We start from the raw sequence: 14,057 nt of genomic DNA, 5'->3' as shown, positions 1-14,057 counted from the left end.
CAGTCCATTGGCCTGGGTCACCGCCAGCGTATTACCGCTGTCGGTGTACACATAGGTGGTGACATTGCCTACGGGATCGGTGCTGCTGAGCAAACGCCCCAAACCATCGTAGGTGAAGCTCGTTGTAGTTAACGTCGTGCGGGCGACGCCACGCAGGGTGACCTGCTGCAGCAGGCTGCCATGAGCGTCATAGCTGTACGTCGTCATCGCGGCGTCGTAGTTGCCGGCCCCCGTACTGACACCCGCACCCGTGGCGTCAACGGTGTCCCACGCCGACCGCGAAGACAACTGGCCGCGCACGTCGTAGTTGTAATCGACGCGGGTGGTGCGGGTCAGATCCTGCGTCGTCGTCCACGAGGTGACGGTCGCCAGATCGGGCAGGTGGGTGGGGCTGAGCGTGCCCACGCCATAAGTGGCGCCGGCAAACGTGCGGGTCATGGCGAGCAAACCGGCGCCGTTGTATTGGGACTCGCTGACGGCGCCGGTGGCGTCGATCGCAAAGCGCAGGCGATCGCTGCTGTCGTATACGTAGTAGGTGGTTTGCGCGCCGCTGGGGGGCACGTAACCGCCCTGGCCCAGCACGCCTTGCGCCGGCACGGTATAGATCGTGCGGCTCACCACCTGGTTATCGGCGTTGTAGGTCATGTTGGCGGTGTGGCCGGTGGCGTCTTCCACGCTCAACCGGTTGCCGTTGGCATCGTAGGTGTACGTCGTGATGCCGCCGTTGGCGTCGATGACCTGGGTCAGGTTGCCGTTGCTGTCGTAGCTGTAATGCGTGGTGGCACTGACCCCGTTGACCGCCGGGGCCACCACTTGGGTCAGCTCGCCGGCCGGGTTATAGGTGTAAGTCCAGGTACGGCCCAACCCATCGGTGACGGTGGTGGTGTCGGTACCCAGGGTGTAACCCAGCGTCAGTGTCTGCGCGGCCGCGCCACTGCCGGTGGTGATCGTCGCCACGCGATACACGCCGTTGGCATCGGCGGCATAGGTATAGCTGACGGTGGTGCCGTCACTTTGTGTGACCGACGCCACGCGATCGCTGCTGCCGTCGTAGGTATAGGTGGTGGCATAACTGGCCGTGCTGGCGCTGTTGGTGTCCGAGGCCAGTGTGGTGGTCACGGTGCTCAGGCGGCTCTGGGTATCGTAGGTGTAGGTGAGCTGCTGGCGCGTGACGGCGGTGGTCTGGCCTGGTGGGATCTCGCTGATAGACAGGCTGCTCAAGCGCCCCGAGGTGTCGTAGCCCAGCGTCAGCGTGTCGCCATCACCGGCGACCACCGTGTGCAGTTGGCTGCCGGTGTAGGTGAAGCTGTAGCTGGCACCGGTCTCCAGGGTGCTGAACTGGGTCAGTTGACCGGTGGCGTTGTAGACCTCTTGCTGCCGGCTGGCGCCATCGGTCCAGGTCCAGGTCGACGCCCCCGCGCTCCATGCCAGCGTATCGGTGCTGCCGCTCTGGCCGCTGCTGACGTATTTGCCCAGGGTCGCGTTATAGGCATAGGTCACTGCTGAACCGTCATCGGCGATGCGCGAGACCGTACTACCGGCGGTATTGAGGGTGCCGGTGAGTCCGCTGATGGTGCGGTTGAAACCGAACTGCCAGCCTTGGTTGCCGGTCATCTGACCGAGACTGTTGTACGTGCGCAAGGCGTTGACAGGCAGACCGTCGAACACCAGCCCCTCGTCCGCGTTTTGCAGCACCAGATTGCCGCTGGCTACGTTGACGTATTGGCCTGTCTTGCCCTGGCCTACCGCCGCCTGCCCGCCCAGGCCCAGCCCCAACGACCGCAAAGAGCTGTTGTCCAGACCCAATGCATTACCGGCAATCACAGCAACCATCTTGATGTTCCCTCCCGCCGTGTGGCGGTTCTAATCCATGGGCCGCAGACGATTCAGCGGCCGATATAGGGTTAATCCAAGGGATCGCGAAAAAGTTTAGGGGTGTTTGCAAAAAAAGTTGCGCGGCTCGCGCGTCGGTCATTCGACGGCCGCACCTCAAACTAGAATGGATAGAGCAGTGCCGCCCGATCTTCGCGCAGCACACCATGGAGACTGACGTGGAAAAATATGACGTAGACCTGTGTGTGATCGGTGGTGGCTCGGGGGGCGTGCGCGCAGCGCGGGTCGCCGCCGGGCATGGCGCGCGCGTAGCGATTGCCGAGAGCGCCAACTTCGGTGGAACCTGTGTCAATCGCGGCTGCGTGCCGAAGAAACTGCTGGTGTATGCCAGCCGCTTCCCCGATCAGTTTCGGGCCAGCCATGCTTATGGCTGGTCATCCGAACAAGCGACGTTCGACTGGAAGGCGTTGATTCAACACAAAGATGTAGAAATTGCCCGCCTGGAACGCATCTACGAGACCAACCTGGACAAGGCTGGCGTCGCCATTCATCACGATCACGCCCAAATCATCGACCCGAACACGGTCCAACTTGCCCGCAGTGGTCAGCGCATATCGGCCAAAACCCTATTGATCGCCACAGGTGGGCACCCGGTGCGGCCGGCATTCCCCGGTGCCGATTTGGCGATCACCTCGGATGAAGCCTTTCATTTGGCGGAGCTGCCCAAGCGCGTGCTGATTGTCGGCGGCGGTTACATCGCGGTCGAGTTTGCCGGCATCTTTGCCGGGCTGGGCAGCGAAGTCACCCAGGTTATCCGCGCTGACCGACTGCTGCGCGGCTTTGACGATGAATTGGCCGAGTTACTGGCTGAGCATCAAGACCGACGCGGGATCAGGCTGTTGCGCGGGCAGGTCTTGCAGCGAATCGAGCGTACGCCGGACGGCTTGCGTGCGACGACCGCTGATGGTTCTACGATCGACGTCGATGTCGTCATGCTGTCCATGGGGCGAGCGCCAAACACCCGCGGGCTAGGATTGCCCGGTACAGACGTCAAAGTCGATGAGGATGGCGCGATCATCGTTGATGTCCATGGGCGTACCAACCAACCTTCGATCTACGCCATCGGCGACGTCACGAATCGGCTCAACCTCACGCCGGTAGCGATCCGTGAGGGACAAGCCCTCGCCGACCGGCTTTTTGGCGGGCTCGACGTGCCGGACTTCGATTACGAAATGGTCCCTACCGCCGTGTTCTCTTCACCGGAGATCGGCACGGTCGGCTTGCCCGAACATGTCGCACGCACCCGCTATGGAAATCTTCGCGTACTCAAAACCAAGTTCCGCTCCATGGCGCAGGCATTTGCGCAGATCCAGGACCAGGTGTTTATCAAAGTCTTGATCGACGGCGATACGGACAAGGTCGTGGGCGTACATCTTTTCGGCGAAGGCGTGGCGGAGATGATTCAGCTAATTGGCGTCGCACTGACGGCCCATGCGCGATGGAGCGATTTCCGCCACACGGTCGCCCTGCATCCGACCATCGCTGAAGAGATCGTGACCTTGCGTGGCTGATCGCTACGACTCATCCATGCCTCACTGAGCCATGGCGTCATTTCAGTGCCATATGCAAGGCGCAGTCGGCACCAGCATCGTGCCGACTGCGCTACCGATCAAAGCTGGTCAACTGTCTTTGCTGAAAGCGCGGTATGCGGCAAGCGTATCGAGCGATTCGCGCAGCAGTTTGATCTTTCCGCGCTCCGCGACAAGTCGCCCGGCATAGGTCTGGCGATACATTTTTCCGGTGGAGCGCACGGACGCTTCAACGCTGTATTCGCCGAAAGCCTGATCGGGGGTTTCGATGAAAATGTGGATGTCCTGAAAACGGAAATCCGGGACGTTGACCAGCAAGCTGGCGATGAATTTTTCGATGGCCGCCGGTCCCTGTGCGCGAGCGTCGATGCCCATCGAAGCCAGCGCCGGTAGTTCGAGCACACCATCGTCGGCGAACAGTGCGGCCGCAGCCGCGGGGTCCTGTATCTCGGCGAGATAGGCGCGTAGCAATTGGGTGGGAGTAAGCATGAGAGTCTCCTTATAAGCGCTCAGATCTGCGCGGTGCCGCCATCGACAAAAAGCTCGATGCCATTGATGAAGCTGGCGTCGTCGGATGCCAGGAAGGCGACGGCTTTACCGATTTCATCCGGTTCGCCCAAGCGCCCCATGGGGACCACGCCGGCAAGCTGGGCAAAAAGCCCCTCTTTGTGTTCCGGCGGCACCAACCCGGCCAAGCCAGGCGTGCGAACCGGACCCGGACTGATAACGTTGACGCGGATGCGGCGCGCTTTGAGGTCGAGCAGCCATGAGCGAGCGAAATTGCGTACGGCTGCCTTGCTGGCGCTGTACACGCTGAAGTTTTCGGTGCCCTGCAAGGTGGTCGTGGAGCCGGTGAGAATCACCGCACCGCCATCCACAAGCAGCGGCAGCGCCTTTTGCACCGTGAAAAGCACGCCTTTGACGTTGCTCGCGAAAATGCGGTCATAGTGCTGCTCGGTAATCGCACCCAGCGGCAGCATGTCGCCACCACCGGCGTTGGCGAAGACGATATCCAGATGGCCTGTCTCACGGCCGATCTGGGCCATCACTCGATCGAGATCGTCCAGGCTTGCGGCATCGGCACGGATGCCCGTCGCCGCACTGCCGATCACAGCCACCGCTGTATCGAGTTCAGCCTGGCGCCGCCCGGTGACATAGACCTTCGCGCCACGGGCGGCGAACTCCTGCGCCGTAGCCAGGCCGATACCCGTGCTTGCGCCGGTGATAAGGGCAACTTTGTCTTTAAGAGTGGTGTTCATGGAAATCTACCTTTTGCGTATGAGGGCTGATTGCCGACGCGCTTAACGTAGTCCCGTGGTATTACTTGATAAAGTTGCCCATAAAGCATTCTTTATCCACCTGTATGGACAATGACATGGACCAGCTACTTGCCATTCGTGCCTTCGCCCGCGTGGTCGAGGCCGGCAACTTCACCAAGGCCGCCGATTCGCTGCAGCTTCCGAAAGCAACGGTCAGCAAGCTGGTGCAGACGCTGGAAGCACACCTGGGCGTGCAATTGCTTCAGCGCACGACGCGCCGTATCGCCATCACCCCTGACGGCGGCGCGTACTATGAAAAAAGTGCACGCGTGCTGAAGGAGCTGGAGGATATCGATGCGAGCTTCAGCGCCGCGCATGCACGCCCGCGCGGACATCTGCGCGTGGACCTGGGCTCATCCGTAGCAAATCGCTTGCTGGTGCCCGCGCTTCCAGACTTCCTCGCTCGCTATCCTGATATCCGCATCGACCTGGGGGTGTCTGATCGTCACGTGGATCTTATCGGCGACAACGTCGATTGCGTGATCCGCGGCGGTGCGCTCACCGACCCTGGCCTGGTGGCGCGCACTATCGCCCGCGCGAGCTGGATCACCTGCGCCTCACCGGGCTACATCGAGCGCCATGGCAAGCCGAAACATCCACATGACCTGGAGAAAACGCACCGGGTGGTGAATTATCTTTCCGCCCTCACCGGACGCCCACTTCCGATGCACTTCGAGCGCAACGGGCAGCGGCTGCAGATCATCGCCCGTCATGCCGTAGGTATTAATGAAAGCAACGCTCACTATGCCGCCGGACTGGCTGGCCTGGGCGTGATCCAGACCTTCGCCTTTATCGCGCGCGATGCCGTAGCCAGAGGCGACCTTGTCGAAGTGCTGCCACGTTGGCGCCCCAGGCCCTACCCCTTGCATCTCGTCTACCCGCCAAACCGCCATCTCTCGCAGCGCCTGCGGGTGTTTATCGATTGGCTTGCGGACCGCTTCGAGACGCAGCTCGAACCGAAAAGCCCAAAGCGCTCATCACCTGCGTGAGTCGAATCCATATCCGCTTTTAGCGATAGCGGACGCTTGCTTGCTCGAATCAAGCCGAATCATTGACCGCCCCTCATGCACAGCGATACGGCGCATCAACTCTGCGGATTGAGCTGCTGTTCCAACTGCGCGAATTCCCGCGCGACAAAATCCACCAGAGCGCGAATGCGCGGGGTATCCCGCATATCGGAGTGAAGGCCGACACGCACCGCGCGTACTGGCATGGGGTGCGAAACCACTACGCGGCGCAGCGAAGCATCTCCCTCCGCCAAGAAGCAAGGCAGCACACCGATGGCCGCGCCACTGCGCACGGCGGCAAGATGAGCGCGCAAGCCATTGGCATGAAGCGCCGTGCGCGCGCGGTGCGCCAACACCGGTAGCCAGGCCTCGTGGGGCACCGCACCGGCTGCCCGGTCCAGAAGTACCAGCAGGTGGCCGCAGAAACCATTGGTGACGTCGGGCTGTCCATGGCGTTCGAGATAGCCTTCGGATGCGTACAGTGCGTATGCGACTTCGCCGATGCGGCGCTCTATCAGGTTCTCCTGAGTGAATGATCCGAAGCGGAATGCCAGGTCCGCCTCGCGACGCGCCAGGTTGAACACCTTCGTGTCGTTCACCAGTTCGATCACCAGCCCAGGATGCATGGCGCCGAATCGTGCAAGCATCGGCGCGATCACTTCGTCGCCCAACCAGTCCAGGCTTGTCACCAGGATCTCTCCGCTCAAGCCGGTATCGCGCGCGGCCACCTGCCGTTGCACCGACAAGGCCCCGGCATCCATCTGCTCCAGACCTTCGATCAGGGATTGACCCAGCGCGGTCAGTCGCAAGCCTCCCGCTTCGCGGTCGAACAGTTTCACGCTCAGGCGCCGCTCCAGTGCATCGAGCCGCCTGCTGACGGTGGATTGCGTCGTGCCCAGTGCCCGTGCAGCCGCGCTCAGGGTGCCATTGCGGACAATGGCAAGCACTACTTTCAGATCATCCCAATCCATCGTCATCGGCCGAGCCTGTGCCATGCGTTTTTGGATGACGGGCATGCCAAATCAATGATTGCGCGCGCCGACTACGCTTTCTAGATTGTCACGCACATCCGCTGCCGGGCAAGTCTCCGACTACGGCGGCATTCGCAGACTGGCGTTCTGATTTCCGGGAACCGACGACATGCTCCAGATCGACCATCTCATCCTTCGTGTCCGCGACGCGAAGGTATCGGTGCAGTTCTACCAATACATTCTCGGCCTGCACTACGAAGGCAGCGCAGCGCCATTTGAAGAGCTTCGCGTGAACGACAACAGCACGCTAGACCTGTTGGCCGAGGCCCCGAAGGACCCGATGCACCTGGCCTTTTGCCTGGACCGACAGGCCTTTGAAGGCGTGCGCGAACGGCTGCAGATGATGGGCGTTCCATTCGGCGGCGATCCGTTCATTCGAGATGGCCGCTCTGCCCCGCAGCACGGCGCCCGTGGCTGGGCGGAGGCGTTGTATTTCTTCGATCCCGATCAGCACAACATCGAGGTACGCACCCATGGCGAACGTTGATGCATTGACCGCGAGGAGCGCCGCCCTTCCCACGTTTGCGGACCTGCACGGCAAGGTGGCGGTGGTCACCGGAGGTTCGCGCGGCATTGGCGCCGCCACCTGCCTCGCCCTCGCCCGCAACGGTGTACGGCTGGTAATCAACGGACGCGATCCGGTGGCGTTGCAGGCGAGCCTGGCGGCCGTGCAAGCCGTTGGCGGGGAAGCGATCAGCGTGGCGGCCGACTGCTCGGTTCTCGCGCAGGTTGAGCATATGCAAGCCCTCACCGAAGCGCACTTCGGCGCACCGGACTTCGTACTCGCCTTCGCCGGAGGCGGCACCGGTCGGCCAGCTCCACTGCATGACATCACCGAGCAGGATTGGCGCTCCAGCATCGACAACAACCTCACCTCGACATTCTTCACGCTCAAATGCTTTCTGCCCGGTATGTTGGCCCGTGGCAGTGGCGGCATGCTGACCATGGCCTCCGCCGGCGCTCGCGTGGCGTCGGGTGCACCGGCGGGATACGGCGCGGCGAAGGCCGGCATCATCATGCTGACCCGCCATCTGGCCCAGGAGGTAGGCCGCCAAGGATTGCGCGTCAACTGTGTTTCACCGTCGGCGGTGCTGACCGAACGCACACGCGCGACGCTCTCACCGGAGCGGCAGGCACAGATGCTGGAAGGATTTCCGCTCGGGCGCCTGGGCACGCCGGAAGACATAGCGGCGGCATCCTTGTTTCTGCTTAGCGACGCATCCGCGTGGATCACTGGCGTGGTTCTTGATGTGGCAGGAGGTCGGGTCATGGTGTGACCGGTTAATCCGTCAGGGTCAGCGGTGGGTCGAACGGACTCTAGTTATTGATTGAACCGTGCCCTGGCAAGGCTTTAGACCATCTGCGAAAGTGGCCATGACATCTTTTTCTGAATGCCGGCCTCCGACCCGAAACGGATGCTTCTGGTAAAAGGCCTCACGGAAGAGAACAAGGACTGCCATGCATATAAGAAAAGCGACCATCGACGATGCGCCGATCAGTTTTGCGATTCGCCGCGAAGCGATTCGTGCCCAGTGTCGCGACCATTATCCCTGGCAAGATCTGGAGATATGGACAGCAGGAGAGATGTCGGGAGCGTTTGCCAGCCGCGTGGCTGACCAGTTCTATGTCGCGGTGATCGATGAGCGCGTCGTGAGCACGGGCATGATCGATCTCGCGACAGGAAAAATCGATGCGGTTTTCGTGTGTCCTGAATATATGGGCCGTGGGATTGGACGCGCGATGATGGCGCATCTGGAAGACTTGGCGGTCCATTCAGGATTATTGGACGTCCACCTTGATGCCACCTTGAATGCTGCCCCGTTCTATCGAGCCATCGGATTCGAAGGTGACGGCAGAGTCATCTATAAGTCATCTCTTGGCGTGAGCCTCACCTGCGTCCCCATGATTAAGCACTTGCGAAGTGATTAGTATCCGACGTGGGATTCTGTTCGCCATGAAGTCACGGGCGAAAGCAAGTATCAGCGTGGCTCAAGATATCCATTGCTTTCGACCCGACGCTCCACTGACCACGGTGATACATCAGCTACTTGCAGGTCGAAGCTGGGAAGGGTCGTAATAGAAGCGCTCTTGCACGATCTTCCCGTCGGACCATTGCTGGTAGGCAATCTCTTCCAGGGACAGGTGGGCGTTGTCGCTCGAGAACTCGAAACGCCAGTTGATGGCCACGCTATCTCCATCGACCAGCACATGAAGCGCGCGACCACGCACGGTGGTGAAGGCTTGCAGCACCCGTATTTCATTCTCGACCAGTGCATCTATCCCGGTGCGCGACTGCTCCTGGTTTTCCCAGACGATGGCAGTGGGATGGTAGAACTGCCTTATCGCTTCAATGAACTCGCCGCTTTCCACTAACGAAACAAAGGTCGTGACCTCATGGCGGTCGGGCATGGTTATTCTCCGGCAGAATGGAATATCTACGCTGGTTGATGGGGCTTGCTGCTGTCTCGGGATGAGCGATGGTCTATCTCGATGGACGCCAGCGTAGGCTGGCAGTGCTACTTCGTCACTTGGCTGGTGCGACAGATCGACAGGCGATCTCGCCAAGTACGGTGCACTCGATGGGCAATATCGCCAATATTGGCGCTTGCATCGCCAGGGCGGTTCTCACAAGTATGCGGTTGGCAGGTCGTAGAACGCTGATTACGTTGTTACTTCAGGTGCCTGTGGCAGTCGCGGCATGGCCTGGTCAAACGGAAGAACACTTGACCTGCTGCGTGAAAAGGCCACGCTTGGCACACGATGTCCTCGAAGGGAATGTACGTGCGGGTCGCGATTCTTGTTTACGACGGTTGTATGGGTGCCGAGGTCTTCGGCCTTTCGGATGTTCTTCTCGTTGCCAACCGCCTGACTCGCTTGCGCGCACCGGATGCGCCGGCGCCGTTCTCGGTTTCGATTATCGGCGCTCGTGCTGGCCAGGTCCGCCTTGCGGGCGGGGCCCAGGTAGCCGTCGATTCGCCCCAACCCTTCGACCTTCTCGTGGTGCCTGCCTTCGACTTCAATACCATCGAGGAGATTGACTCCATCCTCAGTGTCCTGGACGAGGAGAAATCCCTCATTCGGCGGGCGGTGGCGCAACGAAGGGTCGCCTCGATCTGTGGCGGCAGTCTATTGCTGGCCGATGCGGGTGTGCTGGATGGAAGGCGGGCGACAACCGCGTGGGCCTTTGCCGGGGAAATGGCGAGGCGATACCCAAAGGTTGAGGTGATACCCGATGCGATGCTTGTTCGCGATGGGGAGATCGTGACGTCGGGTGCGTTTACGGCCTACGGCGACTTCGCGCTTCAGCTCATTCGCGATTGCGTCGGAACCAGCCTGGCTCGGGCGGTCGGAAGGCTTAGTCTTATCGACAACAATCGACACAGCCAGGCCCCTTACCTTGACGCGCGCCTTAGCCACCGGCGATACGAATCGTTTGCTCGTGCGGTGAGTGCGTGGTTCGAAAAACGTATCGGGGAGCGTTACAGACTGGATGCCCTTGCGAGTGCGTTCAATCTTTCCAGTCGAACACTCCTGCGCAAGTTTCGCGCGGAGACCGGACACTCGCCCTTGTACATCTTGCAGGACCTTCGTGTCGAACGGGCAAAGCTCTTGCTTGAAACAACGACACTCAGCGTTGCCCAGGTGGCGGCTGAGGTGGGTTACCTCGATGCGGTGACGTTTTCGAGACTGTTTACGCGTCGCACGCATCTGACTCCCGCCGCATTTCGCAAGCGGTTTCAAATGGCCGATATCACCGTGTTCTAACCGGGCACCGAAAAGCGGTGGTCATTCTCGCCGCCGCCAGCCGATGACGATCTTGCCCATCAATCTGGCCGTCGAGACCGGTTGCCTCTCCGGCGGCGATTGCTCATGTCACCCGCTGTTCTTGCTGCGGCTATGGACGCGCGGTTCTGGCGAAGACGGCCTCAGGGTCTCGGCACGGCATGTTCCGGCAAACTGGAGTCGCTCGCGATAGGCGTGTGGTGTCGCGGCGGCGACGCATTTTGTAGCCCGTGTCGATTTCCCCCGTCCTCACTCGTCAGTAAGATACCGCGGCACTTCTACCGCGGCTTACACATATAAGGTCAAGACAATGAGCAAGATGATCTTCGTTAACCTGCCAGTGACCGATCTAAAGCGATCGAAAACGTTCTACGAAACCATTGGTGCGGCCAACAATCCCGCATTCAGTGACGACACCGCGGCATGCATGGTGTTCTCCGATACGATTTACGCGATGCTTCTCACGCATGACAAATGGCGCCAGTTCACCGGTAAGCGGATCGTCGATGCACACACGGACGCGCAGGTACTGTTGTGCCTGTCAGCGGATAGTCGCGACGAGGTGTCCAGCCTGGTCGATAAAGCGAGTGGTGCTGGCGGCAAGGCAGACCCCGTGCCCGTGCAGGATTTCGGCTTTATGTATGGCCGCAGCTTCGAGGATCCAGACGGTCATATCTGGGAAGTAATGTGGATGGACCCGAATGCTGTTCCGCCGCATGGTTGAGTTTTCCTGCGACGAGCAGGAGTCGCGGGTCTAGTCGCGTCGGCTGAGAAGGTCCGCTTTCGATCCGATGGCGGACCTTTAAATAACTCGTTGTTTTCTTTGTAACAGCTTGAATAAGAAGCGTCATCTGTTCTTTTGGCCGGGGTGCTTCGGGCGGGTGCGTGAGCAAGTTGGCGATATCATCATCTGGAAACACAGCGCGAATAAGAAACAGGTAGAGTCCGCGATCTGGGGATGGTGATGTTCAATACCCCGCCGGTTATCGAAAATTCGAACAGTCGGTTCACTAAGGAGAACGCCTTGCCCACGCTATGGCGACGATCTGGATATCGCATTCGTTTTTATTTGACCTTGCTGGCCCTCGGGGCGTCGGGCGCATGTGCGTCGACATTGGCCATGGCCGGCACCACTTCAACGCTCGACAAGGAGACCAGGATGACTACGAGCGAGCCTTCGGCAAGTCAGGGGCAGTCCACGCTTACCAGCAAAGACGCATTGTCGCGCCTGCTGGAATTGATCCGTGGCATCCAAAGCGTCAATGACGTGACGCCCGAGTACATGGGCAAGGTGATGGGTACGAAAATCACTGTCGTCGATGCGGAAAAGTATGGATTCGGACAATCGTTTTCCAAGGATTGGGCCGGTGGCATCCAGCGCTCGAAGCTTGTTTCCGGGGAAACACAGCTCGACTTCAGCTTCACCAGCAAGCCAGGCGAGCAACCCTCGGCCGCCGAAGTCTGCGATCCGGATTTCGGTCAGTTCACCGCCGAACTCGAAGCCATGGGCTTGGCCCGCCAGTCGCATTATGGCGAACACGGACGCTGGCTTTATGACTACTTCGATGGGCGCAAGATGCATGTCGAAGTGCATGCCATGGACGTGTCGCCGCAAGTGCAGGGCGACAACAAGGCGACCGCCAAGGCCTGCGTAAAAATGGTGACTGTGCGCTAACCGAAGGGAATCCAGAGATGCCCACGCTTACCCCAGAAGCCAAAGCCGTCGTCGACGCCTTCGGCACGCAGCCCGGTGTCACGGCGCCGCAGCTCGCTAATTTGCGGGCTACCCTGGCCGGGTCGCCCGCACTGATCGACGAGATCAACACGGCCGTCAAAGACGGTCACCTCAAGCACATCGTGCCTTTGACCAATCCGCATGCGGGCGGCGAGTACGCCTCGACGACGCAATCGATGCATTTACCGTTGAAGATGCTAGATAACCCTGCCAGTGGCAGCTATAACACTGGTGAGGCCACGTATGTATTGGGCCATGAGTTGCAGCATGGCTTGAATCGAACGACGACAGCGCAGGGAATCGTCGACTTCAGCAATGAACTGACCGCTATCGCCAAGTCACCGCAACACGATCACGACTACACCGTGCCTGTCGGCAAATTCATCGCCAACTATCGCCGGGATGAAGCCGGTGCCGAAATTTCCGGCTGGAATGCGGTGGCGGGCGCGGTGAGTCAGGAGGCCGCCGCGCATGGAAAAACCGCGACGATCGAAGACGTCTACAAGAAGAATCCGGGTCGCATGAGTAATTTTGTCGACGTGGACAGCAGCAGCTTTCCGCCCAAATACACGTTGAAGCCCAATCTGGAGGTCAAACCGGATCTTTCGATGGAAGCCTCGGCGAAGAACCTCGAGGGTATGGGAAAGAATTTCTTCGACAAGCCGCGCGGCGCACCCAGCGGCCTGGGGCCTTCGGGTAATTCGGATTACCCCAATTACTACGGAGCCTCGGCGATCGGTAGCGCGGTTAAATTCGAGCGCTTCTACAATCCGGCGACACCTGGCAAGACAGCGCCGGAATTCAGCATAAATATGGCCTCCCTGCATCTTTCCGCCAAGCAGGTGGCGGAAAACGGGCTGAATTTGGGCCCGAATAAAGATGTCATGCCGTATCTGGACAAAAGCACGACACCATCGACGCCGGCGAATTTCCGCGACAGTTCGGTGACGCATACCTATTCCCCCACCACGCCGCCGGTGCCGCATACGCCCAGCCTCGATCAATCGACGCATCCCGATAACGCGCTTTATCGGCAAACGCTCGATGCGGTGCATAAGGTCGATGCACAACATCACCGTACGCCGGATCAAAGCAGCGATAACCTCGCCGCCGCGTTGGTGGTGGCCGCGCGTCGTGATGGGCTCAGTCAGGTCAACCATGTGGTATTGAGTGACGACAAGTCGCGGGCGTTCGCCGTGCAAGGCGATCTGAGCTCGCCATTCAAGCAGATGGCGCAAGTGCAAACCGCGCAAGCGACCCAGGCGTCGGTGGCTCAAAGCAGCCAGGCCTGGCAGCAGCAGGCGGCACAGGAAAAACCGCAAGCACAGGCGATGCCACTGCAACAAGACCCATCACAGACCCAGAAGCACGCACCGACAGCCCACTAGCGCGGGCGTCCTCGAAGAGCCTTTTGTTTCATCATTGTGTTCGGCATCCCATGCGGATGCCGAACACGGTGTGTCGAACTGCCGACCATCAGTCGTCGCCCAATACGACGCAACTGCGTAAGCACACGCAGGCGCTTTCCATGGTCGTCAATTCTTGTCATCAGGACGCTCTTTAAGCGCGGACAATCGCATCCGGGTGCTCCGCGAAGCCTGGGGCTTTTCCCTTGAAGCACGCGACATCCATCTCTTTGACCACTTCCCAACACACCGATCCGCTCGACACGCCGCTTGAAGTGACAAATATTATGGATAGTTCTATCCAATAGACTATGATCGGCTTCATGCACTGGAAGCCGGACCCCGGTCTATATC

The 14,057-nt window shown here is 60.0% G+C and carries 14 protein-coding genes; 9 read left to right on the top strand and 5 right to left on the bottom strand.

The features are described from left to right. Positions 1-1,833 (bottom strand): RHS repeat domain-containing protein (locus DVJ77_RS09745; protein WP_162791434.1); only part of this gene is annotated, 1,833 nt, incomplete at its 3' end. Between the two features lie 218 nt (positions 1,834-2,051). Between DVJ77_RS09745 and gorA the strand changes: the two genes are divergently transcribed. After that, on the top strand, positions 2,052-3,404 hold the full coding sequence (gene gorA / locus DVJ77_RS09740; RefSeq protein ID WP_114845331.1) for a glutathione-disulfide reductase: 1,353 nt from the start codon (positions 2,052-2,054) through the stop codon (positions 3,402-3,404). 108 nt (positions 3,405-3,512) lie between these two features. On the opposite strand, the gene DVJ77_RS09735 is transcribed toward gorA, so the two are convergent. Both DVJ77_RS09735 and DVJ77_RS09730 read right to left on the bottom strand, forming a co-directional pair. Further along, positions 3,513-3,911, bottom strand: coding sequence for a nuclear transport factor 2 family protein (locus tag DVJ77_RS09735; RefSeq protein WP_114845268.1), 399 nt, complete (start codon positions 3,909-3,911; stop codon positions 3,513-3,515). Positions 3,912-3,931: 20 nt separating this feature from the next. Continuing rightward, complete coding sequence (locus DVJ77_RS09730; RefSeq protein ID WP_114845267.1) at positions 3,932-4,681, bottom strand: SDR family NAD(P)-dependent oxidoreductase; 750 nt, start codon at positions 4,679-4,681, stop codon at positions 3,932-3,934. A 116-nt stretch (positions 4,682-4,797) separates the two neighbouring features. Between DVJ77_RS09730 and DVJ77_RS09725 the strand changes: the two genes are divergently transcribed. Beyond that, positions 4,798-5,730, top strand: coding sequence for a LysR family transcriptional regulator (locus tag DVJ77_RS09725; RefSeq protein WP_114845330.1), 933 nt, complete (start codon positions 4,798-4,800; stop codon positions 5,728-5,730). Positions 5,731-5,825: 95 nt separating this feature from the next. On the opposite strand, the gene DVJ77_RS09720 is transcribed toward DVJ77_RS09725, so the two are convergent. Then, entirely contained in the window at positions 5,826-6,764 is a 939-nt protein-coding gene (locus DVJ77_RS09720) for a LysR family transcriptional regulator (protein WP_114845266.1), read from the bottom strand. Positions 6,765-6,888: 124 nt separating this feature from the next. Here DVJ77_RS09720 and DVJ77_RS09715 point away from each other — a divergent pair, with 124 nt between their 5' ends. From DVJ77_RS09715 to DVJ77_RS09705, 3 genes are all read left to right on the top strand, one after another. Further along, entirely contained in the window at positions 6,889-7,266 is a 378-nt protein-coding gene (locus DVJ77_RS09715) for a VOC family protein (protein ID WP_114845265.1), read from the top strand. After that, complete coding sequence (locus DVJ77_RS09710; protein WP_114845264.1) at positions 7,253-8,056, top strand: SDR family NAD(P)-dependent oxidoreductase; 804 nt, start codon at positions 7,253-7,255, stop codon at positions 8,054-8,056. Before DVJ77_RS09715 ends, DVJ77_RS09710 begins: the two co-directional genes overlap by 14 nt. A gap of 181 nt (positions 8,057-8,237) precedes the next feature. After that, positions 8,238-8,708 carry a GNAT family N-acetyltransferase gene (locus DVJ77_RS09705; protein WP_114845263.1) on the top strand — a complete coding sequence of 157 codons (471 nt, stop codon included), beginning with the start codon at positions 8,238-8,240 and terminating at the stop codon, positions 8,706-8,708. Between the two features lie 111 nt (positions 8,709-8,819). On the opposite strand, the gene DVJ77_RS09700 is transcribed toward DVJ77_RS09705, so the two are convergent. Next, on the bottom strand, positions 8,820-9,188 hold the full coding sequence (locus tag DVJ77_RS09700; RefSeq protein WP_114845262.1) for a nuclear transport factor 2 family protein: 369 nt from the start codon (positions 9,186-9,188) through the stop codon (positions 8,820-8,822). Positions 9,189-9,560: 372 nt separating this feature from the next. On the opposite strand from DVJ77_RS09700, the gene DVJ77_RS09695 reads away from it, so the two are divergent. The 4 genes from DVJ77_RS09695 to DVJ77_RS09680 all read left to right on the top strand — a co-directional run bounded on the left by DVJ77_RS09695 (position 9,561) and on the right by DVJ77_RS09680 (position 13,685). Continuing rightward, positions 9,561-10,544: a GlxA family transcriptional regulator gene (locus DVJ77_RS09695; RefSeq protein ID WP_162791433.1), complete on the top strand. Its 984-nt coding sequence runs from the start codon at positions 9,561-9,563 to the stop codon at positions 10,542-10,544. A 328-nt stretch (positions 10,545-10,872) separates the two neighbouring features. Beyond that, positions 10,873-11,286, top strand: a complete 414-nt coding sequence (locus DVJ77_RS09690) for a VOC family protein (protein WP_114845260.1) — start codon at positions 10,873-10,875, stop codon at positions 11,284-11,286. 435 nt (positions 11,287-11,721) lie between these two features. Continuing rightward, a complete protein-coding gene (locus DVJ77_RS09685; RefSeq protein ID WP_162791432.1) occupies positions 11,722-12,237 on the top strand; it encodes a hypothetical protein in 516 nt (171 codons plus the stop codon). Between the two features lie 17 nt (positions 12,238-12,254). Beyond that, positions 12,255-13,685: an XVIPCD domain-containing protein gene (locus DVJ77_RS09680; RefSeq protein WP_114845258.1), complete on the top strand. Its 1,431-nt coding sequence runs from the start codon at positions 12,255-12,257 to the stop codon at positions 13,683-13,685. The last annotated feature ends 372 nt before the right edge of the window (positions 13,686-14,057 follow it).

The organism is Dyella tabacisoli (assembly GCF_003350925.1).
Lineage (GTDB): Bacteria > Pseudomonadota > Gammaproteobacteria > Xanthomonadales > Rhodanobacteraceae > Dyella_C > Dyella_C tabacisoli.
This window is presented reverse-complemented; position numbering and strand designations above follow the sequence as displayed.

Bases quoted from the DNA above. Each gene is read 5' to 3' on its own strand.
- DVJ77_RS09720 (WP_114845266.1), bottom strand. From the start codon at position 6,764: ATGCCCGTCATCCAAAAACGCATGGCACAGGCTCGGCCGATGACGATG.
- DVJ77_RS09685 (WP_162791432.1), top strand. From the start codon at position 11,722: ATGACTACGAGCGAGCCTTCGGCAAGTCAGGGGCAGTCCACGCTTACC.
- DVJ77_RS09705 (WP_114845263.1), top strand. From the start codon at position 8,238: ATGCATATAAGAAAAGCGACCATCGACGATGCGCCGATCAGTTTTGCG.
- DVJ77_RS09730 (WP_114845267.1), bottom strand. From the start codon at position 4,681: ATGAACACCACTCTTAAAGACAAAGTTGCCCTTATCACCGGCGCAAGC.
- DVJ77_RS09735 (WP_114845268.1), bottom strand. From the start codon at position 3,911: ATGCTTACTCCCACCCAATTGCTACGCGCCTATCTCGCCGAGATACAG.
- DVJ77_RS09725 (WP_114845330.1), top strand. From the start codon at position 4,798: ATGGACCAGCTACTTGCCATTCGTGCCTTCGCCCGCGTGGTCGAGGCC.
- DVJ77_RS09700 (WP_114845262.1), bottom strand. From the start codon at position 9,188: ATGCCCGACCGCCATGAGGTCACGACCTTTGTTTCGTTAGTGGAAAGC.
- DVJ77_RS09690 (WP_114845260.1), top strand. From the start codon at position 10,873: ATGAGCAAGATGATCTTCGTTAACCTGCCAGTGACCGATCTAAAGCGA.
- DVJ77_RS09680 (WP_114845258.1), top strand. From the start codon at position 12,255: ATGCCCACGCTTACCCCAGAAGCCAAAGCCGTCGTCGACGCCTTCGGC.
- DVJ77_RS09710 (WP_114845264.1), top strand. From the start codon at position 7,253: ATGGCGAACGTTGATGCATTGACCGCGAGGAGCGCCGCCCTTCCCACG.
- DVJ77_RS09715 (WP_114845265.1), top strand. From the start codon at position 6,889: ATGCTCCAGATCGACCATCTCATCCTTCGTGTCCGCGACGCGAAGGTA.